Raw genomic sequence first — 24250 nt, 5'->3', positions numbered from 1 at the left:
CCTTGCTTTCCTGACCTGCGCTTACGTGCGGCGGCCGACCTCGCGCGCGAGATCCTCGAAGTCGAAGCTTTCGCCGCGTTCCGCCGCCTCGTTGGCGAGGAGAAGGATGCGGATCGGAAAGGCGACCGCCTTCTGGTGGGATAGCGAGACAGTCAGCGGCTTGCCGTCCTCGAGCACGGTCTGCTCGGCGGCCTGCAGGGCCTCCTGGACTTCGGCATGGGTGACGATGCCCTTGTTGACCAGCAGGTTGTTGATCGCCGCGAAGGCGAGATAGAGGCCTTCCAGCTGGGGATTGGCGGTATTCATGTTTCCGTCCTTTCTGTCGACGCCGGAACCATGGCAGCGGCGTTTTCATCAATGAGCCGGGCACCGCGCTGGCTGGTGGCGTAGCGCCATATCCACTGGATGCTGACGAGCAGCCGCTTCTCGAAATTGACGAGCAGGTAGACGTGCACGATCGCCCAGAGGAACCAGGCGAAACGCCCCTTGAGGCGCCGGGTGCCGAAGTCGAAGATCGCGGCATTGCGTCCGATGACGGCGGTGTTACCGCGGTCGCGGAAGGAAAAGGGCTGCGGCTGCCGTCCTTCCAGCAGGCGCGACCGTAGCGCCTTGCCGAGATATTCTCCCTGCTGCTTGGCGACCTGCGCCAGCGCGGGCAGGGGCTTTCCGTCATCCGAGAGGCCGAGCGCCGTGTCTCCGACGGCATAGACGTCGGGGCAGCCGGTGACGGCAAGGTCGGGCTCGACCGGGACCCGCCCGCCGGCCTTTCCCTCGACGCCGAGCCAGGTGGCCGCAGGCGATGCGCGCACGCCCGCTCCCCAGATGACGCTGCCGGTCCGGATCGACCGGCCGCCGGCGACGACGTCCTCCTTGCTGATCGATTCCACGGTGAGGTTCGTCAGCACCTCGACGCCCGCCTTCTCCAGTTCCTTCCGTGCGTAGTCGGCCAGTTCCTCGGGAAAGGCCGACAGGATGCGCGGGCCCGCCTCGATCAGGATCACCCGGAAATGCTCGGGCTGCAGGCGGCGGAAGTCCCGCGAGATCATGAAATGGCCGAGCTCGGCGATGGCGCCCGCCATCTCGACGCCGGTCGGGCCGCCGCCGATGACGACGCTGGTCAGCAGCGCCTTCTTTTCCTCCGGATCGTTCGCCAGTTCCGCCTTCTCGAAGGAGAGAAGCAGGCGCTGGCGGATCAGGCGCGCCTCGTGGATCGTCTTCAGGCCCGGCGCCCAGGCCCGCCAGTCTTCGTTGCCGAAGTAGTTGTATTCGGAGCCGGTGGCGAGCACGAGGACATCGTAGGGGACCGGGCCGCCTTCATCGACGAGCACGTGCTTGTGCTCGCGGTCGATGCCGGTGACCTCCGCCAGCACGACGCGGATATTGCGATAGCGCCCCAGGGTACGCCGGATCGGCTCGGAAATATCGGCGGGCGACAGGGCCGCCGTCGCCACCTGATAGAGGAGGGGCTGGAAGAGGTTGTGGTTGCGCCGGTCGATGACGGTGACGTCGATATCGGAATTTCCCAGTTCGCGGGCGCAGGCGAGCCCGCCGAAACCGCCTCCGACAATGACTACCCGGGGGACTACCCGGGGGACCGCCCGAGGGACTGCCTGAGGGACTACCCGGGGCTTCGCCGTCGGCGCGTTCGGATCCTTCATTGAGTGCACGTGCTTCTCCCCTCGTGGCTGCTTGTGGCTGCCGTCCATGGCCGGGACGATGGTCAACATCACCCGGCGGCCAATTGTTCCCGGCCTTGCGACGGAGGGAACCTTTTGCACGAGCCGCCGTTCACATCCCCGAGAAACAAAGGAGAACGCTATGTACAGCATCGTCTGGTTGGTGGGCGCCGTCGTGATCGTCATCGCCATTCTCAACCTCGTGGGCTTTGCCTGACCACCCTTTCCCCCAAGACATTCCCAAAGACATCTTCCCAAAGATATCGCATCAAGAAGGAGCGACACATGAACAGCATCGTTTGGCTCGTCGGAGCCGTGGTTATCGTCCTCGCCATCCTGTCCTTTCTCGGCCTCGGCTGATACCCGCAGGAGCCGAAGACCAAAAAAGGGCGCCGATCCTCGATCGCCGCCCTTTTTCTTTGCCCGGAAGTGCTGTCCTCACATGGAGCGGAGCAGCGCGAAGGGGTGGTCGACGAAGGCCCAGGCCAGGGGCAGGCTGTCGGACGGATCGAACCGCCGTCCGCTGAAGACGTCCCGATAGGCCCGTCCCCGCAGGGCTTCCGGCAAGGGAAGAACGGTCTCTTCCCAGCGATCGGACAGGCGCCGGTCTCCCTGGCGGAAGGCCCCGAGCACGAGACGGGGCGCAATGAGCACCAGCGCCGCGTCCTCGGTAAGCCTGGCGAAGGAGACGAGGTTCTTCGCCCGCTTGCCCTGCGGGAGGAGAGGCAGGTACTCGCCGGTGCGGAAAAGGAGGGGATCGTGGCGGCGCAGGTGAAGGACGCTGCAGATGATCTGCTGCTTGAGCCGGCCCGAGCGCCAGTCTTCCTCCTCCGTCCCGAGACTGCCGGGCATGAGGCCCGCCGACAGGGCCTCGAAATCCGACTCCCGGCGATTGTCGGGGTCGACGAGGCTGAGGTCCAGCCGCTCGCTGCCCTGATAGATGTCGGGCACGCCGGGCGCGGTGAGCTTGATAAGCGTCTGGGTGATGCCGTTCACGAGCCCCGCCCGGACGAAAGGTTCGAGCGTGGCGCGGAAATCCTCCAGGAATTCAAGGTTCGCCGGCGAGAGAAGATGGCGCGCATAGGCGCGGACTGCATCCTCGTACCGGTCATCCGGATCGCTCCATGTGGTGCGCCCCTTGGCTTCCCGAAGCGCCTTCTCGACATATTGCAGGAAGCGCTCCTCCAGCGCCTTCAGCCCGTCCGTATCGTCCGGGGCAAGATCGGTCGGCCAGGCGCCGGCAAGCGCCTGGTAGAGCATCCATTCGGTGGCCGGTTCCGGTGCCGCTCCATCCGACAGCGCCGTTACGGCGGCACGGTTCATCTCCCGCCAGCGGTTCACCGCCTCCGCCCAGTGATCCGGGGCCTCGGTGATCGTGTAGAGGCGAGCGCGTGCATCCTCGCCGCGCTTGGTGTCGTGGGTGGACGTGGCCGACAGGCCATCCGGCTGACGCTCGGCCCTTGTCCGCATCTCGTCGTGGAAGCGCTGGAGCGATGCGGGATGTGGATCGGCTTCGCTGCCGACCTCGTTCAGCGCCAGGAGCCTGTGGTTGCGGAAGAACAGCGTATCTTCCAGAGATTTCGCCATGAGCGGACCGGTGATCTGCTGGAAGCGGGTGCGGAACAGGCGGGCCTCCTCGCGGTCGCCGCCCGCCTCGCCGGAAAGCAGGCGGTGCAGGAAGGAAAGCGCCTGCTCGTCCGGAGCGTGGGGACCCGTCCGCACCGTCTCCACGACACGGTCGAGGAGCACCTTTCCCTCGTTCGGCAGGCCCTGATCGGTCGCATAGGTGCGATAGACCGGAAAGGCGACAAGCATTTCCCGAAGCGCGTCATGCATCGCCCCGGGTTCGGCTTCCGCATCACCGTCGGCCTCAAGTAGATTCCGAGCGAGTTTCAGAAGTGTATTTACTTCTCCTTCGAAGTTGTTGTTCGCCATCAACAATTTTGCATTGCGCAGTTCTTCGAGCGGCGACGCCGTATCCCCGGCGACGCTGCGGTATGCGGCGGTCAGCGCCTCATGCGTGCTGCCGTCCACAAGGACGTTGCCGAGCGCGGTGACGAATTCGTAGCCGGTGGTGCCGGAGACCGGCCAATCGGCGGGGATCTGCTCACCCTCGCCGAGGATCTTCTCGACCACGATGTACACGTCCGGGCCGACGGCCGCCCGCAGCCTGTCGAGATAGCCCTTCGGGTCGGCGAGGCCGTCCACGTGGTCGATGCGCAGCCCGTCCACCCGGCCGTCCCGCACCAGTTCCAGCACGGTCCGATGCGCCGCCTCGAAGACTTCCGGATCCTCGACCCGCAGGCCGACGAGGCCGGTGATCTCGAAGAAGCGCCGGTAGCTGAGATCGCGGGGCGCGTCCCGCCAGGAGATCAACCGCCAGGGCTGCAGGTCGTGCAGCGCGGCAAGCTCCTGCGGGCGGGAGGCGGCCAGGACCTCCTCCTCCCGTCCCGCGTAGGAGGAGGGGGTGAGGGGATAGTGGCTGTCGTAATAGGCGATCGCCGGTTTTCCGGTTTTGGGGTCGGGCTTTACCGAAAGCTCCCCCTTGGCAAGCACCTCCTCGAACGTGTCGCCGAGAAAGGGCAGCGTCAGTTTCCGGCTCCAGTCGATGTCGAAATAGCGCGCGTAGCGGCTTTCGCGCCCATGTTCCACCACGTCCCGCCACCAGCGGTTTTCCAGCGATGCGGCCATGTGGTTGGGCACGATGTCGAGGATCAGCCCGAGTTCGTACTCGCGCAGCGTATCCGACAACCTCAGGAAGCCGTCGCGGCCGCCCAGCACGGGATCGAACTCGTTTGCATCGGTGACGTCGTAGCCGTGGGTCGAGCCGTCGGTGGCGGAAAATACCGGCGAGGCATAGAGATGGCTGATGCCGAGCCGCCGGAGATAGGGAACCAGCCCGGCGGCACGTTCGAAGGTCATTCCGTTGCGGAACTGGAGGCGATAGGTCGAGGTCGGGATCGTCATCGGCTGCCTCCGGCGCCGACTGTGACGACGATGCTGTCGGGACCGAGCCGTCCGTCCTTACCCGCATCGGGGGGCAGGCGGTGGACCACGTCGCCCGGCAGGACCGGCAGCGGTTTTGCCTCCGCGCCGAGATTGATCGCCATGCCGATCTCGCCGTCGGGGAACAGCCAGGTGACGGCGACGAGCCCGTCCTCGGCCTTAACGATGCTGCCGCCCGCCTGCCTTGCCGATCCCAGCATCGGCACGATGAGCTTGCGGCGAAGGGCCAGCAGGTCGCGGACAAGATCGAGCCACTTGCGGCCTTCCGGCGATGTCACCTTGCTCCAGTCGAGCTTGCATCCGGTGAAGGTCGCCTCCGCGTTGGGATCGGGGATTTCCTCGTCCTCGTGGCCATGCCCGGCGTGGCCGGCGAACTCCCTCCGGCGGCCGTCGCGCACGGCCTTGGCCAGTTCGCCGTGGAAGTCGGTGAAGAACAGGAATGGACGGGTCTCCCCGAACTCCTCGCCCATGAAGAGGAGCGGGATATGCGGCGAGAGGAGAAGCGCGGAGAGAAGCGCCCCTGTCTTCTGGGGCCCGGCGAGCGTCAGCAGCCGGTCGCCGAAGGCGCGGTTGCCGACCTGGTCATGGTTCTGGATGAAGTCGACGAAGGCGACGGGCGGCTGGCCGGTGCTCGGGACGCCGCGCTCCTCGCCCGCATGCACCGACAGTTCCCCCTGGAAGGCGAAGCCTTCGGCCAGGGATCGTGCGACGTGGCGTTCCGTCTCGCCGGCGAAATCCCTGTAGTAGCCGTCGGTCTCGCCTGTCGCGTAGACATGGATGGCGTTGTGGAAGTCGTCGTTCCACTCGGCGGTGAAGAAAGGCACGCTGCCGTCCTCGCGGCGTTCGTGCAGGAGGGTGATGTTGCGGGCATCCTCCGTCGTCAGGTGGATGTGGCGGTCCGGGAATTCGGCCCGCAGACGTTCGGCGATCTCGATGAGGATGTCCTTTTCCGACTTCTCGTCGCTTATCTGGTCGATGGCGTCGAAGCGCAGGCCGTCAAGCTGGAACTCGTCCAGCCAGTAGAGGGCGTTCTCGACGAAGAAGCTGCGCACCGGCGGCAGTTCGTAGGCGATCGCCGCGCCCCAGGGCGTGTGCTTTTCCGGGTGGAAGAACTCGGGCGCCAGCAGCGGCAGGTAGTTACCCTCCGGGCCGAAGTGATTGTAGACGACGTCGAGGATGACCATCATGCCGTGGCCATGTGCGGCGTCGATGAAGGCCTTGAAATCCTCCGGCGGGCCATAGGCGCTGTGCGGCGCGTAGAGCAGCACGCCGTCATAGCCCCAGCCGCGATTGCCGCCGAACTGCGCGATCGGCATGACCTCGATCGCGGTGATGCCGAGTTCGGCCAGATGCGGCAGCTTGTCGATCGCCGCGCGGAAGGTGCCGGCCTCGGTGAATGTCCCCACATGCAGTTCGTAGATGACCGCCTCTTCCCAGGGCCGGCCGCGCCATTCGCTGTTGCGCCATTCGTAGGAGGTCGGGTCGATGACCAGCGAGGGTCCTTTGACGTCGTCCTTCTGGCCGCGGGACGCTGGGTCGGGCACGGCGGTGCCGTCGGCCAGCACGTAGGAATACTCGGCGCCGGCGGCGACACCGACCGCCAGGAGCTCGAACCATCCGTCGGCGTCGCGGGTCATCGGTGTCTCGCTGCCGTCGAGGCGAAGCGCCACCTGCGACTGGCCGGGCGCCCACAGCCGGAACCTGACCTCGCCGACGGCGGTGTACTCGGCGCCCCAGGTGCGGGGATATGCATGGAATTCGTCTGCTGGCTCTATAGCGGAAGTCATTTGCCACCCTTCGAGAAAGAGTGCGCCAAACGAGTGAAATCGCCTCGGGTTCCGTTCCTGTCGCGGGGTCGGCGAAAGCCGCAAGAAAATTGCCATTCGCGCGCGCAATTCGCAGTTTCGCCTCACGCAACAAAATTGCTCAACCGCGTTGTCGGCCCTAGATTACCGGAAGGCCCGTTTCGAGGAGAGGAAACGCGCCTGCCCGTCGGTTCTCAGGAGGGAGAAGCGCGAATGACCGATGCCCCGAGGCTCAGTCTGCATGTCCCGGAACCGGAAGTGCGTCCGGGCAACAAGCCGGACTTTTCCCATGTCAGCATTCCCCGGGCGGGCTCCGTCCGGCGCCCGGAGATCGACGCCGATCCGGAAAGCATCCGCGATCTTGCCTTCTCCATCATCCGCGTCCTGAACCGCGAGGGCGAGGCGGTCGGCCCCTGGGCCGGTACGCTGACGACGCAGGAACTGATGGAGGGGCTGCGGACCATGATGCTGCTGCGCGCCTTCGACCAGCGCATGCTGATGGCGCAGCGCCAGGGCAAGACCTCCTTCTACATGCAGCATCTGGGCGAGGAGGCGGTCTCCTGCGCCTTCCGGCGCGCGCTGGAACCCGGCGACATGAATTTCCCGACCTACCGGCAGGCGGGCCTTCTGATCGCCGGCGGCTATCCGCTGGTCGAGATGATGAACCAGATCTATTCCAACGACGCCGATCCGCTGAAGGGCCGGCAGCTGCCGGTGATGTATTCCTCCCGGGAGCACGGCTTCTTCTCGATCTCCGGCAACCTCGCGACGCAATATGTGCAGGCCGTTGGCTGGGCCATGGCCTCGGCGATCAAGAACGACACGAAGATCGCCGCTGCGTGGATCGGCGACGGGTCGACGGCGGAGTCTGATTTCCACGCCGCGCTCGTCTTCGCCTCGACCTACCGGGCGCCCGTGATCCTCAACGTCGTCAACAACCAGTGGGCCATCTCGACCTTCCAGGGGATCGCCCGCGGGGGATCGGGAACCTTCGCTGCCCGCGGGCTCGGCTTCGGGCTGCCGTCGCTCCGGGTCGACGGCAACGACTATCTCGCCGTCCATGCGGTGGCGAAATGGGCGGCGGAACGTGCAAGGCGCAATATCGGACCGACACTCATCGAACATGTCACCTACCGCGTCGGCGCCCATTCGACCTCTGACGATCCCTCCGCCTACCGCCCGAAGGAGGAGTCGGAGGCATGGCCGCTCGGCGATCCCGTCATCCGGCTGAAGAACCACCTGATCCGCATCGGCGCCTGGAGCGAGGAACGCCACACGCAGATGGAGGCGGAAATCCGCGACGCCGTGGTCGCCGCGCAGAAGGAGGCGGAGCGGCACGGCACCCTGCATGCCGGCGGGCGGCCCTCGATGCGCGACATGTTCGAGGGCGTCTATGCGGACATGCCGCCGCATCTGAGGCGCCAGCGCCAGAAGGCGGGGGTCTGAGCCATGGCGCGCATGACGATGATCGAGGCGATCCGCAGCGCGATGGACGTCGCCATGGGCCGCGACGAGGACGTCGTGGTCTACGGGGAGGATGTCGGCTACTTCGGCGGGGTCTTCCGCTGCACGCAGGGGCTCCAGCAGAAATACGGCAAGACCCGCTGCTTCGACGCGCCGATCTCGGAATCGGGCATCGTCGGCACGGCGATCGGCATGGCCGCCTACGGCCTCAAGCCCTGTATCGAGATCCAGTTCGCAGACTACATGTATCCCGCCTATGACCAGCTGACCCAGGAGGCGGCGCGGCTGCGATACCGGTCGAACGGCGACTTCACCTGCCCGATGGTGGTGCGCATGCCGACCGGAGGCGGGATCTTCGGCGGGCAGACGCACAGCCAGAGCCCGGAGGCGCTGTTCACGCATGTCTGCGGCCTGCAGGTCGTGGTGCCCTCCAACCCCTACGACGCCAAGGGGCTGCTGATCGCGGCCATCGAGAATCCCGACCCGGTGATCTTCCTGGAACCGAAGCGGCTCTATAACGGGCCCTTCGACGGCCATCACGACCGGCCGGTCATGTCCTGGGCCGGGCATTCCCTGGGCGAGGTGCCGGAGGACTATTTCGCGGTACCGCTCGGCAAGGCCGTGGTGCGGCGGGAGGGCTCTGCCGCCACTATCCTCGCCTATGGCACGATGGTGCATGTCGCCGAGGCGACCGCGGAGGAAACCGGCATCGATGCGGAGATCATCGACCTGCGGTCTCTCGTTCCGCTCGATCTGGAAACGATCCTCGCCTCGGTCAGGAAGACCGGCCGCTGCATGGTGGTGCACGAGGCGACACTGACGTCGGGCTACGGCGCCGAACTGGTCGCGCTGGTGCAGGAACATTGCTTCTACAATCTCGAGGCGCCCATCGCCCGCGTCGCCGGCTGGGACACGCCTTATCCGCATGCGCAGGAATGGGACTACTTTCCCGGGCCGGCACGGCTCGGGGAGGCGCTTCGCGACCTGATGGAGGCGTAACATGGCAACGCAGTCGATCAAGCTTCCCGATGTCGGCGAAGGCGTCGCCGAGGCGGAACTGGTGGAATGGCATGTGGACGTGGGCGATCCGGTTCGCGAGGACATGGTGCTGGCGGCGGTGATGACCGACAAGGCCACCGTCGAGATCCCGTCTCCCGTCGAGGGCGAGGTCGTGTGGCGGGGCGGCGATGTCGGCGACGTCATCGCCACCGGTACGGTCATCCTTAAGATAAGGGTCGCCGGCGAAGAGGAGAGAGAGGAGACCGCTCCCTCCGAGGAGCCTGCCGCGGACGAGGAAGAGGCGGCGGGCGTCGCTGCGCCCGACATGCCGATCGCTCCGCGCAAGCCGGATGGGAAGGGCGAGCCTCCGGAGCCGCCTGCGTCATTCTCTTTGGCACCGGCTTCGTCATTGTCATCGGCAGCGGCATCTTCCGGCGGACCGCCACGCGACAAGGGCGAAAGGCCGCTGGCATCGCCGGCGGTGCGCCTCAGGGCGAGGGAGGCGGGCGTCGATCTCCGCCGGGTGTCCGGCAGCGGTCCGGCCGGGCGCATCACCCATGAGGATCTCGACGCCTTCCTGGAACAGGGTCGCGCAGCGCCCGCAAGGGTCGGGCCGCAACCCGACAACACGATCCGGGAGATCAAGGTCGTCGGGCTTCGCCGGCGCATCGCGGAGCGCATGGCGCTGTCGAAGTCGCGCATCCCCCACATCACCTATGTGGAGGAGATCGACATGACGGCGCTGGAGGAATTGCGGGCCCGCCTCAACGGCGAGCAGAAGCAGGGCCGCCCGAAGCTGACGATCCTGCCCTTCCTGATGCGGGCGATCGTCAAGGCGGTTGCCGAGCAGCCGATGGTCAACTCCCTCTATGACGACGAGGCCGGCGTGATCCGCCAGCATGGCGGCGTTCACATCGGCGTCGCGGCGCAGACGCCGGCGGGACTGGTCGTTCCGGTGGTCCGGCATGTGGAGGCGAGGGACATATTCGACTGCGCCCGCGAGGTCGCCCGCCTGAGCGAGGCCGCCCGCAACGGGACCGCGCAGCGGGAGGAACTGAGCGGATCGACGATCACCGTCAGCTCGCTCGGCGCCATGGGCGGCATCGTCTCGACGCCGGTCATCAACCATCCGGAAGTCGCCGTCATCGGCGTCAACAAGATCGCCGTCCGCCCGCACTGGGACGGCACGCAGTTCGTGCCGCGCAAGATGATGAACCTGTCATCCAGCTTCGACCACCGGGTGATCGACGGCTGGGACGCGGCCACCTTCGTCCAGCGCCTCAAGTCGCTGCTGGAAGCGCCCGCCATGATATTCGTCGAGGGATGAGATGAGGGAGATCACCTGCAAGCTCCTGGTCATCGGCGCCGGTCCGGGCGGCTATGTCTGCGCGATCCGCGCCGGGCAGCTCGGCATCGACACGATGATCGTCGAAATGAACAAGGCGGGCGGGACCTGTCTCAATGTCGGCTGCATCCCGTCCAAGGCCATCATCCACGCGGCCGACGAATATGCGACGGCTCTCGGCATGGCTGCCGGGCGGAACGTCACGGGGATCCGCGTGGCCGATCCCGCCATCGATCTTGCAAGGACGGTGGCCTGGAAGGACGGCATCACCGGGCGCCTGTCGCTCGGAGTGATCAACCTCCTGAAGAAGGCCGGCGTGAAGGCGCTCGCCGGGCGCGCCCGGTTTCGCGACGGCAAGACGGTGGAAGTCGAGACGGAGACGGGGCTGCAGGTGGTCCGCTGCGAAAACGTCGTGATCGCCACCGGGTCGGCGCCGGTGGAACTGCCGGCGCTGCCCTTCGGCGGCCGCGTGATCTCCTCCACCGAGGCACTGTCGCTGACGGAGGTTCCGGAAAGCCTCGCCGTCGTCGGCGCCGGCTATATCGGCCTCGAGCTCGGGACGGCATTTGCGAAGCTCGGCGCAAGGGTGACAGTCGTCGAGGCGCAGGAGCGCATCCTCCCCCTCTACGACGCGGCGCTGACACAGCCCGTCGCAAGGCGGATCGCGGCACTCGGCATCGAGGTTTTGACGCAGACAGCGGTCAAGTCTCTTTCCCCCGACGGGGAGGCCCTCGTGGTGGAGGGCGGCGACGGCGAGCGGAAGATCGCCGCGGAACGCATCCTCGTCACCGTCGGCCGGCGCCCGGTGACGGAAGGCTGGGGTCGCGAGGAGCTGGAACTCGACATGGAGGGCCGCTTCATCCGGATCGACGGCCAGTGCCGCACCTCCATGCGCGGGATCCATGCGATCGGCGACGTGACGGGAGAGCCGATGCTGGCGCATCGGGCGATGGCGCAGGGGGAGATGGTGGCGGAGATCATCGCGGGCAAGCCGCGAAGCTGGGACAAGGTGGCGATCCCGGCGGTGTGCTTCACCGATCCGGAAATCGTCTCCGTCGGCCTTTCCCCGGAGGAGGCAAGGCGGGCCGGCCACGAGGTGAAGATCGGCCAGTTTCCGTTCACGGCGAACGGCCGGGCGATGACGCTCGCCTCGGAAGAAGGGTTCGTGCGGGTGGTGGCGCGCGCGGACAACCACCTGGTTCTCGGCATTCAGGCGGTCGGAGCGGGCATCTCGGAACTGTCCGCCGCCTTTTCGCTCGCGCTCGAGATGGGAGCGCGGCTGGAGGATGTCGCCGGCACGATCCACGCCCATCCGGCCCAGTCGGAAGCGTTCGCGGAGGCCTCGCTCAAGGCACTGGGCCACGCCCTGCATATCTGACCCGACCGGGGCCCAGCGAGCCCGGGCCGGCCCGGATCAGGGACCGGGCGCCGGGCTGTCCCTGGTGCCGGATTCGCGGTCCGTCTTGTCGGTTTCCTTCTTCTGGTCCTTGCTGTCCTGGCGGGCGAGTTCGCGGTCTATGACCTCGCGGGAGCCCTCCGCCGGGTCCTGTTCCGGGTGGTCCTTCTCGTCTGACTTGTGGGCTGACATGGCAGTCTCCTTCCATCTGCGCCGAACCGCCGGCGGGCCTGCTTGTTCCTAGAGTTCAAGCAGCGCGTAGGGGCGTCCGGTCGGTTTTTCGATGTGGGAGGCGACGTTGTAGACGGGCGCGCCGCCGGGCGTCCTGCCCTCGTAGGTACCGCGATGGGCATGCCCGTGGACGACGGCAGAGACGGGAAAGCGGTCGATGGTTTCCGCCAGGCGCGAGGAGCCGAGGAAGGGGTAGATTTCATGGGGTTCGCCGACCACGGTCTCCGGGATCGGCGCGTAATGCAGCACGACCATTGCCCGTTCGGACCGAACCTGGCGCAGGGCGTTTTCGAGCCGCATGGTTTCCTCGACGCTCTCGGCCACCATGGCCTTGATGGCGGGCTCGCCGAAGGAGCCCAGCATGTAGCGGCCGAAGCCGCCGGCGAAGCCCTTGACGCCGGCAAAGCCGACGCCGTTGATCTCGACCGCATTGCCTTCGAGCAGCTGCACGCCGGCATCCTTGATGATGGACCTCACGTCCTCGACATGCCCGCACTCGTAGTCGTGGTTGCCGAGGACGGCGACGATCGGGATGGAGCAGGAGCGCAGGTCCGCCGCAAGGAGCTCGGCCTCCTTCGGCTTGCCGAGATCGGTCAGATCGCCGGTCAGGACGAGAATGTCGGCCGCCTGCGAGATCTCGCTGAACAGGTCCTTGTAGGAACCGGCGCCGCTCTCCTTCACGTGCAGGTCGCCCATGGCGGCGATCTTCTGCTTGCCGTTGCCGGCCTTCTGTTTCTTCGCCGTTGCGTCCTCGTCCGTCCTTGCCACGCCAGACCTCCTTATGCCGGTTCCTGGTTCACGCCCTCGCGCCATTCGCCTTCGCCGCCGACGTCCGCAAAGCCCCATTCCTTGACGTCGATCTCGAAGTCGACGCGGCTGAACATGCGGCCGCGGCATACCTTCATCTGCGGCAGCGGCAGCTGGCGCTGGGCCTGCAGGCGGTCGAGCAGTTCGTCGATCAGCCATTCGGGAACCTTGTCGCGCTCGGTGGGGTATATCCATCGGAAATTCAGGAGGTGGATGAGGAGCACCTCCCAGTGGACCTCCATGTGGTTGAGCAGCCGCTGCCAGTCGATCTGGTCGTGGGCGCGCAGGATGACGTGCACGACGTCGCCGCCGTCATAGCGGTGGCGAAGCTGTACGAAGCATTTCGACCAGATGAGCTCGGTCGGCGCGATGATGCGCACCGGGCGGCCGTTCATCTCGATCTGGCGGGCGTGCTCGAACCACGCGTCGCCGATCGGCATCGTGCCGTTGGAGGCCGCGAAAATGACGTCGAAGAAGTGCTTTCCCCGGATGACCTTGCCGAGCCAGCGGTCGTCCTCGACCTCGATCTCATAGCCCTTCGCCTTGAAGTGGGCGAGGATGCGGGCGTAGTCGCCGGCGCGGCAGAAGATGTCGAGATCCTTGGTCGGGCGGGAAATCCCGGTATAGGCACTCACCGCATAGGTGCCGGCAAGCAGGAAGGGAATGTCGGCGCGCGCCAGTTCCTCCAGCGCCTCTTCGACGAAGGCCTCCGCCTCGGCGTCGACGAGGGTCGGGGACGCCTTCACCTCGATCTGCGGCATCGTGTGGATCATGTCTCGCTGGGCCCGTTCCGGAGGCCTTCCACTGTCGGCGTCCATGGCTTTCTCCAGAGGGTTCACGGGGGGAGCGCTCCTCAGCGCTCCGGCTTTTCGGCATTCGCCAGCGAACTGATGCTGCCGTCGTCGTTCTCGATGTCCTCGCGGCCGTCGAGTTCTTCGAGGTCCGTCTTGACCAGATAGGCGTCGATGGTGCCGAGCCTGGAGGCTTCGCGGACGGCGTCGGGATTGGCGCCCTCGTCGTTTGCGGCGTCCAGAGCCTCGTCCAGGCGTTCGCGCCGTTCCTCGTCCGCACGGGTGGAGGCATCCTTCTCGGCTGCGGTTTTGTCCGTGGTGTCCTTGGCGTCCATGACCCTTGTCCTTTCATCGCTGTGCCGCCTTCCAACGGGAGGCGATGCGCTTGGTTCCCTTGAGACGACCCGATGAGGGGCAGGAACCAAGCGCATCGCCGCAGGTTCGAGGGCGGGGCTGAAACCGAAGGAGGATCACATGCCTGCAAAATCCAAGGCGCAGCAGAAGGCGGCGGGCGCCGCACTCTCCGCCAAGCGTGGCGACACCAAGAAGAGCGAACTCAAGGGCGCTTCGAAAAGCATGGAGAAATCCATGAGCGAGAAGGAACTCAAGGACATGGCATCGACGAAGCGGAAGGGAAAGCCCGAGCACGCCGCGAAGTAGCGCCGCGCTCCCATCGCATCTCTTCGGACGTTTCCCGCCGGTTGCTCAGGCGCTAGGGCGGATAAGTGCGGTCACCGAACGTGGCCGCCCCCGCGCGGACGCAATGGCCGTGTAACGAAACCGGGATATGCTTTCCGGCGCGAGACGCCGCGGCGCCTCGCGAAGATCGAGGCAGACGGATCAGGAACGGAGGATCGCATGCCCCCCGAGGAACTCGACAGGACATTGACCGCCCTTCCGCTTCGGGTGGGGACCTATGTGCCGGACGACCTGCTGGAAGACTGGTTCGCGCCGGGGACCGGGATGAACCCGGTCAGCGACGAGGCGCTGAAGGCAGCGGAAGCCTACGGGCGACGCTTCGAATGCGAGTTCAAGTATTACCCCGAACGACAGGAAGGGGTGTTCTGGAAATGGGTTCCGGCCATCTGACCATCCCTGGCCGGCGCGTGCCGTAGCGGCAGGCGCCGGGTCAGGTGGTCGGAGGTGGCCGAAGCACCCGGCAGCGCCGGATGTTCGCGATCTCCGGCGCCGGTCAGGCCGCGGCGTATCGGTCGCGCAGCGCCTCGAACCTGGCAAGCTGCTCGGTGATCAGTTCCCGCTGCTCGTCGCGGCGGACGAACACCTTGAACATGGCCGCGCCCTTGGCGTTCATGAACCAGACGGAGCAGGAGCGGCGTCCGTGGAACGGGCGATCGACGAAGGTGATCGAGGCGCAGTTGTCCTTGCGGATGTGGCCGCCGATCGGGCTGTCGCCGTGGATGTTGAACCAGCCATGGCCTTCCGAGCCCTGCGGCAGGCTGCCTTCGGCCTCCAGCACGATGTCCTCGGTATGGACGATGAAGAGGACCTCGCCCCAGCCGGTCATGTCGGACCAGATGTCGGCAAAGGCCTCGCTTGCGGCGATCACCGCCGCGCCCTGCGGCAGGAGTTCGAGTATTTCGGCCGGGGTGACCTCGGCCTTGGCGGCAAGCGCCTCCACGACCCCGTCGGGCTTTTCCGAAAGGGCTGCGAGTGCCCGTTCCCTGCGGCCGCTTTCGGCCTGTGCCAGCGCGTTCATGGCGTCCTCACGCGGCATCGGCTTTGCGGGCGCCACTGCGGTCTTCGTGGATGATGACCTCGAAGCCTTCGAAATGCGGGCCGGACAGGTATTCCACCTTGCCGCGGTTCTCGCCGGCCTTGGCATGGGCGGCGCGGAACTGGTCGGACTTCGTCCATGCCTGGAAATGCTCGAAGCTCTCCCAGACCGTGTGCGAAGCGTAGAGCGTGTGGTCCTCGGACTTCGGACCCTTCAGCATGTGGAACTCGATGTATCCGGGCATTTCCGCAAGGCGGCCCTCGCGTCCGCGCCAGATGGCTTCGAACGCCTCCTCATGACCGGGCACGACGCGGAATCGGTTCATCGCGATGTACATTTTTCAGGTCCCTCTCAAAAGTTTCACTTCGCCCTCAAGTTATCTGCGGGGCGGCGCCTTGAAAAGCGGAAAAAACTTGCGTAGTCAACTCAAGTTATCGCTTGGGGGCACCGACGGCCTCCAAAATCCAAGGCTATGGGTGAGACATGACGGGATATCTCGGTAAATTGAGGACGGGCTTGGTCGCGGCTGCGGCAGCGCTGGTCGTTTCGGCTTCGGCGGTTTCCGCTTCCGGCGAGGCGAACCCGTCGGCGCAACGCATCGTCTCCATCGGCGGGACGATCACCGAGGTGCTCTATGCGCTGGGCGCGCAGGACCGGATCGTCGCGGTGGATTCGACCAGCACCTATCCGGCCGAGACGCGTGCCAAGCCTGATATCGGCTACATGCGGGCGCTTTCCGCCGAGGGTATCCTCGCGCAGGAGCCCGACCTGATCCTGGCCGAGGAAGGGGCGGGGCCGCCGCCGGTCATCGAGATCCTCGAAGCCAGCAAGATCCCCATGGTGACGGTGCCCACGCCTCCCGAAGGGTCGGCGATCGGCCGGAAGATCCGTGACATCGGCGCGGCCGTCGGCCTCGTCGAGGAAGCCGAGGCGCTCGCCGGAAAGACGGAGGCCGAGCTGAGTGCGCTTGCCGGGGACGTGGCGAAGATCGCCGGCCCGCGCAAACGCGTCCTCTTCGTGCTGTCGCTCGCCAACGGCCGGGTGATGGCCGGCGGCGCCGACACGGAGGCCGCCGCGATCATCGAGATGGCGGGCGGCATCAATGCGGCGCCGGGCATTTCCGGCTACAAGCCGATGGCGGACGAGGCGGTGATCGCCGCCCGGCCGGACGTGGTCCTGGTGATGACCCGCGGCAATCACGAACTGACGGCGAACGACGTCTTCGCCCTTCCGGCCCTCCAGGCCACTCCCGCGGCGCAGGCGAAGGCGCTGGTCTCGCTGGACGGCCTGCTGCTGCTCGGTTTCGGGCCGCGCACGCCGGAGGCGGCGCGCGAGGTGATGGAGAGGCTCTATCCGGACGGTGGCAACTGATGTCTGAGATGGCCCTTCCGGTGAAGACCTCCCGCATCGAGGGTGACCGGACGCTGCACGGGTTCCTGACACTGGCCGTGCTGGTCGGGCTGGTGGTGGCCGCATCGCTGGTCTCGCTGTCGAGCGGGCCGACCGGCGTCGGGCTTGGCGATCTCTTCGCCTATCTCCTCGGCGGGGAGGGCCTGTCGGCGCAGGATATCGTGGTGCTGGAGGCCGTGCGGCTGCCGCGCACCGCGCTCGGGCTCCTGGTCGGGGCGGGCCTTGCCGTCTCCGGCGCGATGATGCAAGGCCTGTTCCGCAATCCGCTGGCGGATCCGGGCATTGTCGGGGTCACGTCTGGTGCGGCGCTTGCCGCGGTCGTCGCGATCGTGCTCGGCCCGACGCTCCTCCTGCCCGTCGCTCTCCTCTTCGGCAACCAGTTCCTGCCGCTGATGGCCTTTCTCGGCGGACTGGCGAACACCTGGGTGCTCTACGTCATCGCGACGCGCGACGGACGGACGTCCACCACGGCGCTCATCCTCTCCGGCATCGCCATCGGGGCGCTCGCGGCCGCGGTGATGGGCCTGCTGATCTTTCTCGCCGACGACCGGCAGCTTCGCGACATAACCTTCTGGAGCCTCGGCTCGCTCGGCGGCGCGACCTTCGGCCGGGTATCTCGGTCCTGCCCTTCATCCTCTTTGTCATGGCGACGATACCCTTCGTGGCGCGCGGCCTCGATGCGCTCGTGCTCGGAGACGCGGCGGCCTTCCACATGGGCGTGCCGGTGCAGCGGCTGAAGCGGATCGTCATCGTGGCGGTCGCCGCGGCCTGCGGCTCGACCGTCGCGGTCGCCGGCTCGATCGGCTTCGTCGGCATCGTCGTGCCGCATCTCCTGCGTCTCGTCACCGGTCCGTCGCACCGCTTCCTGCTGCCCGCATCGGCGCTCGGCGGCGGCGCGCTGCTGCTCATCGCCGACAGTGTCGCGCGCACCGTCGCGGCACCGGCGGAACTGCCGATCGGCGTCATCACGGCGCTCTTCGGCGCCCCGGTCTTCCTTTTCCTGCTGCTCGGCAAGGGCGGCATCCGGCTCGGAGAAACCCCATGATCTCGGCGGAATCCATCACCGTGGCGCGGGGCGGCCGCACGCTTCTCTCGGACGTCGCGATTACCCTCCGGCCGGGCAGCTTCACCGTGATCATCGGGCCGAACGGAGCGGGGAAGTCCACCCTGATGAAGGCCCTTTCCGGTGAACTGCGTCCCGACCGCGGGAAGGTCGCCTATCACGACCGCGAGATCGGCCGCTACCAGCCGGTAGAGCTTGCGCGCCTGCGGGCCGTGCTGCCGCAGTCGGTGCAGCTTTCCTTCCCCTTCACCGCGCTTGAAATCGTCCGCATGGGAGCAGTTGCCCAGGGCGCCCGCAATCCGACCGAACAGGCAAGGCAGGCGCTGTCGCGCGTCGGCCTGCGCGGCTTCGAGCCGCGGCCCTATCCCTCGCTCTCCGGTGGCGAACAGCAGCGGGTCCAGTTTGCCCGGGCCCTGGCCCAGGTTCCGGACCCGGTCGCGCAGGGCGTTTCGCGCGCACTCTTCCTCGACGAGCCGACCGCGAGCCTCGACCTCGGCCACCAGATTTCCGTGCTGGAGGTCGCCCGCGATTTCGCCGCTGCCGGCGGCATTGTGCTGGCCATCCTGCACGACCTCAACCTTGCCGCGGAATTTGCCGATCACCTTCTGGTGCTCGACAGGGGCAGGGTGGTGTCGCAGGGCACGTGCCTCGATACCGTCTCCGATGCCACGATCGGCAAGGTCTACGGCATTGCCGGAGCGGTGGGGCGGCTTCCCGCCGAGCATATTCCCTTCGTCCTGCCGCAGGCACGCCACCGCGCGGACGCCTGACGCCCTCTCAGGCGGACGGCGGTTCCGGCCGCGTCACGACGTAGATCGCCGGCAGGATCATTATCGCGGCGACGAAGGCCGCGCGCAGGCCCGGCGGCGACGTGCCGAACCAGAAGAATGCGTAGCTGATCGACATCATCACCACGGCGGCGATCTTCGCCTTGCGGGGGATCGCGCCCCGTTCGCGCCAGTCGCGCAGCGGCCGGCCGAACCGCGGGTGGTCAAGAAGCCATGCCTCCAGGCGCGGAGAGGATCGGGCAAAGCAGGCGACCGCCATGATCAGGAAGGGCGTCGTCGGCAGGATCGGCATGAAGGCGCCGATGATGCCGATCACCAGAAGAAGCCATCCGAGACTGAGGTAGACAATGCGCATGAAGACCCTCTCCGGTCCATCCCGCTGCCCTTGGTGCCAGGCGGCGCCGGCGCGGGGCAGAGCGCCATATGATCATCCCTTCCGCCTATTTCAATCGGCCTTTCCGTTGCAAGCTTGATGTGAATTCGCCAACGCCGTGATTGGCAAGCGGATCGGGATTTCCGATAAAGCGCTGCAATGCATGAAAAGGAGTTACACGACGTGGCGAAGATGATCCATTCGATGATCCGGGTGCTGGACGAGCAGCGGTCCGTCGATTTCTACCAGCGGGCGTTCGGCCTCACGGTTGCGGAGCGCATCCCGTTCGACGGCTTCACCCTCATCTATCTCTCCAATCCGGAAACCGGCTTCGAACTCGAGCTGACGGTCAATGCCGGGCGCCAGGAGCCCTACGTGCTCGGTGACGGCTACGGGCATCTCGCGGTCGCGGTCGAGGATGTGGAGGCGGAGCACCGCCGGTTCGGCGAACTCGGCTTCACCATCGGCAAGCTCGTCGACATGCCGCGGGACGGAAAGCCGTTCGCACGCTTCTTCTTCGCCACCGATCCGGACGGCTACAAGATCGAGGTCCTGCAGCGCGGCGGGCGGTTCGGGTAGGGGGCGTCATGGTCGAGGGGATCAGACTGGAGGAAAGCTGGAGGCAGGCGCTGGAGCCTGAATTCGGCAACTCGTACATGAGCGAACTGCGCCGCTTCCTCGTCAGCGAAAAGGAGGCGGGCAAGCGCATATTCCCGAAGGGCGGCGAATATTTCCGCGCGCTCGACCTCACGCCGCTCGACGAGGTCAAGGTGGTGATCCTCGGGCAGGATCCCTATCACGGGCCCGGCCAGGCGCACGGCCTGTGCTTCTCCGTCCAGCCGGGCGTGCGCATCCCGCCGTCTCTCGTCAACATCTACAAGGAACTGAAGAGCGATCTGGGCATCGAGCCGGCGCGCCACGGCTTCCTGGAGCACTGGGCAAGGCAGGGCGTCCTGCTGCTCAACAGCGTCCTCACCGTCGAGGAGGCGCGCGCCGCCTCGCATCAGGGGAAGGGCTGGGAGCGGTTCACCGATGCCGTGATCCGGACGGTCAACGAACGGTGCGACGGCGTCGTCTTCATGCTCTGGGGCGCCTATGCCCAGAAGAAGGCGGCCTTTGTCGATCGGGCGCGGCATCTGGTGCTGCGGGCGCCGCATCCGTCCCCGCTTTCGGCCCATAACGGCTTCTTCGGGAGCCGGCACTTCTCGCAGGCCAACGCCTTCCTCGTCTCCAGGGGCAGGCAGCCGATCGACTGGAGGCTGCCGGATCTTTCGTGATTTTGTGAACGCGTTCCAGAGCGTCGTCGTTCATAAAGTGAACGATCCGTTCGGTGGAGCACTTCTATGCACGCGCCGTCCCGATCCACAAATATAGCCCCAGAGAAGGCTCAGGGAGCCAGAAAGGGTTTCAACATGCTCGGACAGATCAGGGGTCTGCACCACGTCACGTCGATGGCGGCAAGCGCCCGCACCAACAACCGGTTCTTCACCGATACGCTCGGACTGCGCCGGGTGAAGAAGACCGTCAATTTCGACGCCCCCGACGTCTACCATCTCTATTACGGCGACGAGGTCGGCACGCCGGGCTCGGTGATGACCTATTTCCCGTTTCCCCATATCGCGCGCGGCCGCCCCGGTACCGGCGAGGTCGGCACGACGTTGTTTTCGGTGCCGGAAGGTTCGCTCGGCTACTGGAGCGACCGGCTTGCCGATGCCGGCGTCGAGGGCATGAAGACCGATAGCGCCTTCGGCGAGAACCGGCTGCATTTCGCCGGGCCCGACGGCGACGGCTTTGCGCTGGTCGAGGTCCGGGACGATCCGAGAGAGGCCTGGACCGGCAACGGCGTCGGTGAGGATCATGCGATCCGCGGCTTCCACTCCGCCTCGCTTCGCCTGCGCGACGAGGGAGCGACGACCGAGCTCCTGAAGTTCATGGGCTATCAGCCGATCGATACGGAGGACGGCGTCACCCGACTCGGCATCCCCGGCGGAAACGGCGCCGACGTCATCGATATCGAGACGATGCCGAACATCAACGGTGCGCGCCTCGGGGCCGGATCGGTCCACCACATCGCCTTCGCGGTCGAGAACCGCGAGAAGCAGCTCGAAGTCCGCAAGGCGCTGATGGATACCGGCTACAACGTCACGCCCGTCATCGACCGCGACTATTTCTGGGCGATCTACTTCCGCACGCCGGGCGGCGTGCTTTTCGAGATCGCCACCAACGAACCGGGGTTCGATCGCGACGAGGACACCGCGCATCTCGGCGAGGCGCTGAAGCTGCCGACGCAGCATGCGCATCTCCGGTCGATGCTCGAGGAACATCTTGAACCGCTGGACGCATAGGTCGTCTGGCGCAAGGAGTAAGACATGAGTCATGACAGTTACGTACATCGGGCGCGTGCCGGTGCAGCGGGGGCCCCGATCCTCTTCGTCTTCCACGGGACGGGCGGCGACGAGAACCAGTTCTTCGAGTTCGGCGGCCAGCTTCTGCCCGAGGCGACGATCATTTCCCCGCGCGGCGACATCTCCGAGCACGGCGCTGCACGCTTCTTCCGCCGCAAGGCCGAAGGCGTCTACGACTGCGAGGACCTTTCGCGGGCAACGAACCGGATGAGCGAGTTCGTGGCCGCCAACCGCGAGCACTACAAGGCAGGCCCGATCCTCGGGCTCGGCTTTTCCAACGGCGCCAACATCCTTGCGAGCATGCTGATCAACAAGCCGGGCCTGTTCGAAGCGGCCGTGCTCATGCATCCGCTCATTCCCTTCGAGCCACGGGAGCGGACGGAAAAGGCGAGCGGCCGGGTGCTCATCACGGCCGGCGAACGCGATCCGATAGCCTCGGTTGAACTGACGCAGTCGCTTGCCGACTATTTCCGCCGGTCGGGCGACGAGGTCCAGCTCGACTGGCATCCCGGAGGACATGAGATCCGGGCAAGCGAGATCGAGGCCGCAAAGCGCTTCCTGGCTCCCTACAGGGGCTAGTCGCGCGAATGCCCCGCTTGCGGGAGGATCGGGCTTGCACGATAGTGAGCCGGCCTTCCGCAGCGGAGCCTCGCCCATGAGCCATCACCTCAAGTTCCTCATCGACGGACGCTGGGTCGAACCGGCAGTTCCGGTCGCCCTCGACGTCATCGATCCCGCCACCGAGGAAGCCTTCACGCAGATCGCGCTCGGTTCGGCGGAGGACGTCGATCGGGCGGTTCTCGCGGCGAGGGCGGCATTCCCCGCATTCTCGCTCTGGTCGAAGGACGAGCGGCTGGCGCTTCTGCGCCGCATCCTTGCCGCATACGAGGCGCGCTACGAGGAGATCGCTCAGGCGGTGAGCCGGGAAATGGGCGCGCCGCTCGCCTTTGCCCGCGACAGCCAGGCGGCCGCCGGCAAGGCGCACCTGATCGCCACCATCGAGGCGCTGGAGGATTTCGTCTTCACTGAACGGCGCGGCACGACCATGGTGGTGCGCGAGCCGGTCGGGGTCTGCGCGCTCATCACCCCCTGGAACTGGCCGCTCAACCAGATCGTCTGCAAGGTGGCGCCGGCGATTGCCGCCGGCTGCACCATGGTGCTGAAGCCGTCGGAGATCGCGCCGGTCAGCGGCATCATCTTCGCGGAGGTCATGGAGGCGGCTGGCACCCCCGCCGGCGTCTTCAACCTCGTCAACGGAACCGGGCCGGACGTCGGCCAGGTCATGGCCGGCCATCCCGGCGTCGACATGGTCTCGTTCACCGGTTCGACGCGGGCCGGCGTCATCGTCGCCAAGGCCGCCGCCGACACCGTCAAGCGCGTGGCCCAGGAACTCGGCGGCAAGTCGGCAAACATCATCCTTCCCGACGCGGAACTGCAGAGAGCGGTGTCGGAAGGGGTGGTTTCCTGCTTCGGCAATTCCGGCCAGTCCTGCGATGCGCCGACCCGCATGCTGGTGCCGCGCGACCGTCACGACGAGGCGCTCGGCATTGCAAGGGTCGCGGCGGAAGCCCTGAAGGTGGGCGATCCGCGGGCCGCCGGGACGGATCTCGGCCCGGTCGTCAGCGAGCAGCAATACGCCAAGATCCAGCGGCTGATCGAGGCCGGCATCAAGGAGGGCGCGACGCTGGTGACGGGCGGGCCCGGACGTCCGGAGGGGCTCAACCGGGGCTATTACGTACGGCCGACCGTCTTCGGCGACGTCACCAACGACATGACCATCGCCCGCGAGGAGATCTTCGGCCCGGTCCTGTCGATTCTGCCCTATGACGGCGAGGACGAGGCGGTCGCGATCGCCAACGACACGGTCTACGGGCTTGCCGCCTACGTGCAGTCGGGCAACCTCGAGCACGCGCGCGAGGTTGCGGCGCGGCTGCGAGCCGGCTCGGTCTACATCAACTATCCGGACTGGGATACGCGGGCGCCGTTCGGTGGCTACAAGCAGTCCGGAAACGGCCGCGAGTATGCCGACTGGGGCATTCACGACTTCCTCGAGATCAAGGGCATCGTCGGTTACGGCGGGTGAGGGAAGGGCGCGGAGCCGCCCCCTTTCCAGCGCGCCGGATATTCCTCTAAGCTGCCGATGGCCCCGTGGCCGCCAAAGAGGATGGAACACATGAAAAACAAGCTGCTCGCATCGACGGTCTTCGCCATGACCGTCGCCTTCTCGTCCGCTGCCCTCGCGCAGGAGGCGGAAATCCGCATCGCCACCGAGGGCGCCTATCCGCCCTTCAACTATACGGACGCGGACGGCTCGCTGAAGGGCTTCGACGTCGATATCGCCAATGCGCTCTGCGAGGAGATGAAGGCGAAATGCACCATCGTCGCTCAGGACTGGGACGGCATCATCCCGGGGCTGATGGCCGACAAGTACGACGCCATCGTCGCGTCGATGAGCATTACCGAGGAACGCAAGCAGCAGATCGATTTCACCGAGAAGTACTATACGACCCCGCTTGCGGTGATCGCGCCGAAGGACGGCGAGGTGAAGGGCGTCTCGGCCGAGGAGCTGAAGGGCAAGGTGGTCGGGGCCCAGGCCTCCACCACGCAGGCGAACTACGCCACGGACGTCTACGAGAAGGCGGGCATCGAGGTGAAGCTCTACCCGACGCAGGAGGAGGCGGCGGCCGACCTGCAGAACGGCCGGATCGACGCCCTGATCTCCGACAAGTTCGTGGTCGCCGACTGGCTGAACGGCGACGGCAAGGATTGCTGCGTCATGGTGGGAGACGTGCCGGGCACCGAGACCGAGGCAGGCATCGGCATCCGCAAGGGTGAGGACGACCTGAAGCAGCGCTTCAACGCCGCGATCCAGGCGATCGTCGCCGACGGCACCTACGGAAAGATCGTCGCCAAGTACTTCCCGTTCGACATCTATTGATCCCCTGCTGATCGGGGC

General features: G+C 66.4%; 26 protein-coding genes and 1 pseudogene. 16 read left to right on the top strand and 11 right to left on the bottom strand.

Annotated elements, in window-relative coordinates:
• Nucleotides 1-21: 21 nt before the first annotated feature.
• Nucleotides 22-306, bottom strand: coding sequence for a hypothetical protein (locus ACWGPT_RS00430; protein WP_452603602.1), 285 nt, complete (start codon nt 304-306; stop codon nt 22-24).
• Nucleotides 303-1658 carry an NAD(P)/FAD-dependent oxidoreductase gene (locus ACWGPT_RS00425; protein WP_452604078.1) on the bottom strand — a complete coding sequence of 452 codons (1356 nt, stop codon included), beginning with the start codon at nt 1656-1658 and terminating at the stop codon, nt 303-305. The genes ACWGPT_RS00430 and ACWGPT_RS00425 overlap by 4 nt, the downstream gene beginning before the upstream one ends.
• 46 nt (nt 1659-1704) lie before the next feature.
• Here ACWGPT_RS00425 and ACWGPT_RS00420 point away from each other — a divergent pair, with 46 nt between their 5' ends.
• Nucleotides 1705-1893 (top strand): hypothetical protein, encoded by a 189-nt coding sequence (locus tag ACWGPT_RS00420; RefSeq protein ID WP_452603601.1) that lies wholly within the window; start codon nt 1705-1707, stop codon nt 1891-1893.
• A gap of 221 nt (nt 1894-2114) precedes the next feature.
• On the opposite strand, the gene treY is transcribed toward ACWGPT_RS00420, so the two are convergent.
• Both treY and treZ read right to left on the bottom strand, forming a co-directional pair.
• Nucleotides 2115-4643 carry a malto-oligosyltrehalose synthase gene (gene treY / locus ACWGPT_RS00415; RefSeq protein ID WP_452603600.1) on the bottom strand — a complete coding sequence of 843 codons (2529 nt, stop codon included), beginning with the start codon at nt 4641-4643 and terminating at the stop codon, nt 2115-2117.
• The gene (treZ, locus tag ACWGPT_RS00410) at nt 4640-6469 is read right to left on the bottom strand and encodes a malto-oligosyltrehalose trehalohydrolase (protein ID WP_452603599.1); all 1830 of its coding nucleotides are present in this window, start codon (nt 6467-6469) and stop codon (nt 4640-4642) included. Before treZ ends, treY begins: the two co-directional genes overlap by 4 nt.
• 231 nt (nt 6470-6700) lie before the next feature.
• Here treZ and ACWGPT_RS00405 point away from each other — a divergent pair, with 231 nt between their 5' ends.
• The 4 genes from ACWGPT_RS00405 to lpdA are packed head-to-tail and all read left to right on the top strand — an operon-like array spanning nt 6701 to nt 11673.
• The gene (locus ACWGPT_RS00405) at nt 6701-7933 is read left to right on the top strand and encodes a thiamine pyrophosphate-dependent enzyme (protein WP_452603598.1); all 1233 of its coding nucleotides are present in this window, start codon (nt 6701-6703) and stop codon (nt 7931-7933) included.
• Nucleotides 7934-7936: 3 nt separating this feature from the next.
• Nucleotides 7937-8950 (top strand): alpha-ketoacid dehydrogenase subunit beta, encoded by a 1014-nt coding sequence (locus ACWGPT_RS00400; protein ID WP_452603597.1) that lies wholly within the window; start codon nt 7937-7939, stop codon nt 8948-8950.
• Between the two features lies 1 nt (nt 8951).
• On the top strand, nt 8952-10277 hold the full coding sequence (locus ACWGPT_RS00395) for a dihydrolipoamide acetyltransferase family protein (RefSeq protein ID WP_452603596.1): 1326 nt from the start codon (nt 8952-8954) through the stop codon (nt 10275-10277).
• Between the two features lies 1 nt (nt 10278).
• Nucleotides 10279-11673: a dihydrolipoyl dehydrogenase gene (gene lpdA / locus ACWGPT_RS00390; RefSeq protein WP_452603595.1), complete on the top strand. Its 1395-nt coding sequence runs from the start codon at nt 10279-10281 to the stop codon at nt 11671-11673.
• 36 nt (nt 11674-11709) lie between these two features.
• On the opposite strand, the gene ACWGPT_RS00385 is transcribed toward lpdA, so the two are convergent.
• The 4 genes from ACWGPT_RS00385 to ACWGPT_RS00370 form a co-directional block, all read right to left on the bottom strand.
• Entirely contained in the window at nt 11710-11883 is a 174-nt protein-coding gene (locus tag ACWGPT_RS00385; protein WP_452603594.1) for a hypothetical protein, read from the bottom strand.
• A gap of 48 nt (nt 11884-11931) precedes the next feature.
• The gene (locus ACWGPT_RS00380) at nt 11932-12618 is read right to left on the bottom strand and encodes a metallophosphoesterase family protein (RefSeq protein WP_452604077.1); all 687 of its coding nucleotides are present in this window, start codon (nt 12616-12618) and stop codon (nt 11932-11934) included.
• An 83-nt stretch (nt 12619-12701) separates the two neighbouring features.
• Entirely contained in the window at nt 12702-13502 is an 801-nt protein-coding gene (locus ACWGPT_RS00375; RefSeq protein ID WP_452604076.1) for a nucleotidyltransferase family protein, read from the bottom strand.
• Nucleotides 13503-13582: 80 nt separating this feature from the next.
• Complete coding sequence (locus tag ACWGPT_RS00370; protein WP_452603593.1) at nt 13583-13855, bottom strand: hypothetical protein; 273 nt, start codon at nt 13853-13855, stop codon at nt 13583-13585.
• Between the two features lie 139 nt (nt 13856-13994).
• Between ACWGPT_RS00370 and ACWGPT_RS00365 the strand changes: the two genes are divergently transcribed.
• Nucleotides 13995-14180 (top strand): DUF3008 family protein, encoded by a 186-nt coding sequence (locus ACWGPT_RS00365; RefSeq protein ID WP_452603592.1) that lies wholly within the window; start codon nt 13995-13997, stop codon nt 14178-14180.
• A gap of 198 nt (nt 14181-14378) precedes the next feature.
• Entirely contained in the window at nt 14379-14609 is a 231-nt protein-coding gene (locus ACWGPT_RS00360; RefSeq protein WP_452603591.1) for a hypothetical protein, read from the top strand.
• A 103-nt stretch (nt 14610-14712) separates the two neighbouring features.
• Here the strand turns inward: ACWGPT_RS00360 and hutX are convergent, their stop codons facing one another.
• Entirely contained in the window at nt 14713-15237 is a 525-nt protein-coding gene (gene hutX / locus ACWGPT_RS00355; RefSeq protein WP_452603590.1) for a heme utilization cystosolic carrier protein HutX, read from the bottom strand.
• Between the two features lie 7 nt (nt 15238-15244).
• Nucleotides 15245-15592 carry an antibiotic biosynthesis monooxygenase family protein gene (locus ACWGPT_RS00350; RefSeq protein WP_452603589.1) on the bottom strand — a complete coding sequence of 116 codons (348 nt, stop codon included), beginning with the start codon at nt 15590-15592 and terminating at the stop codon, nt 15245-15247.
• A gap of 146 nt (nt 15593-15738) precedes the next feature.
• Here ACWGPT_RS00350 and ACWGPT_RS00345 point away from each other — a divergent pair, with 146 nt between their 5' ends.
• The 3 genes and pseudogenes from ACWGPT_RS00345 to ACWGPT_RS00335 all read left to right on the top strand — a co-directional run bounded on the left by ACWGPT_RS00345 (nt 15739) and on the right by ACWGPT_RS00335 (nt 18498).
• Nucleotides 15739-16626: a heme/hemin ABC transporter substrate-binding protein gene (locus ACWGPT_RS00345; protein ID WP_452603588.1), complete on the top strand. Its 888-nt coding sequence runs from the start codon at nt 15739-15741 to the stop codon at nt 16624-16626.
• A pseudogene (locus tag ACWGPT_RS00340) lies at nt 16626-17710 on the top strand (FecCD family ABC transporter permease). Before ACWGPT_RS00345 ends, ACWGPT_RS00340 begins: the two are co-directional and overlap by 1 nt.
• Nucleotides 17707-18498 (top strand): heme ABC transporter ATP-binding protein, encoded by a 792-nt coding sequence (locus tag ACWGPT_RS00335; RefSeq protein WP_452603587.1) that lies wholly within the window; start codon nt 17707-17709, stop codon nt 18496-18498. Before ACWGPT_RS00340 ends, ACWGPT_RS00335 begins: the two are co-directional and overlap by 4 nt.
• 7 nt (nt 18499-18505) lie before the next feature.
• Here ACWGPT_RS00335 and ACWGPT_RS00330 read toward each other — a convergent pair whose 3' ends face one another.
• Nucleotides 18506-18871, bottom strand: coding sequence for a YbaN family protein (locus ACWGPT_RS00330; protein ID WP_452603586.1), 366 nt, complete (start codon nt 18869-18871; stop codon nt 18506-18508).
• A 201-nt stretch (nt 18872-19072) separates the two neighbouring features.
• Here ACWGPT_RS00330 and ACWGPT_RS00325 point away from each other — a divergent pair, with 201 nt between their 5' ends.
• The 6 genes from ACWGPT_RS00325 to ACWGPT_RS00300 all read left to right on the top strand — a co-directional run bounded on the left by ACWGPT_RS00325 (nt 19073) and on the right by ACWGPT_RS00300 (nt 24232).
• Nucleotides 19073-19468 carry a VOC family protein gene (locus tag ACWGPT_RS00325; RefSeq protein ID WP_452603585.1) on the top strand — a complete coding sequence of 132 codons (396 nt, stop codon included), beginning with the start codon at nt 19073-19075 and terminating at the stop codon, nt 19466-19468.
• An 8-nt stretch (nt 19469-19476) separates the two neighbouring features.
• Entirely contained in the window at nt 19477-20166 is a 690-nt protein-coding gene (ung, locus tag ACWGPT_RS00320; RefSeq protein ID WP_452603584.1) for a uracil-DNA glycosylase, read from the top strand.
• A 135-nt stretch (nt 20167-20301) separates the two neighbouring features.
• Entirely contained in the window at nt 20302-21234 is a 933-nt protein-coding gene (locus ACWGPT_RS00315) for a VOC family protein (protein ID WP_452603583.1), read from the top strand.
• A 24-nt stretch (nt 21235-21258) separates the two neighbouring features.
• Entirely contained in the window at nt 21259-21873 is a 615-nt protein-coding gene (locus tag ACWGPT_RS00310) for an alpha/beta hydrolase (protein ID WP_452603582.1), read from the top strand.
• A 76-nt stretch (nt 21874-21949) separates the two neighbouring features.
• On the top strand, nt 21950-23377 hold the full coding sequence (locus ACWGPT_RS00305) for an aldehyde dehydrogenase family protein (protein ID WP_452603581.1): 1428 nt from the start codon (nt 21950-21952) through the stop codon (nt 23375-23377).
• 102 nt (nt 23378-23479) lie between these two features.
• On the top strand, nt 23480-24232 hold the full coding sequence (locus ACWGPT_RS00300; RefSeq protein ID WP_452604075.1) for an ABC transporter substrate-binding protein: 753 nt from the start codon (nt 23480-23482) through the stop codon (nt 24230-24232).
• Nucleotides 24233-24250: the final 18 nt, after the last annotated feature.

The sequence above is a fragment of the Pseudorhizobium sp. NPDC055634 genome (assembly GCF_053618655.1).
This window is presented reverse-complemented; position numbering and strand designations above follow the sequence as displayed.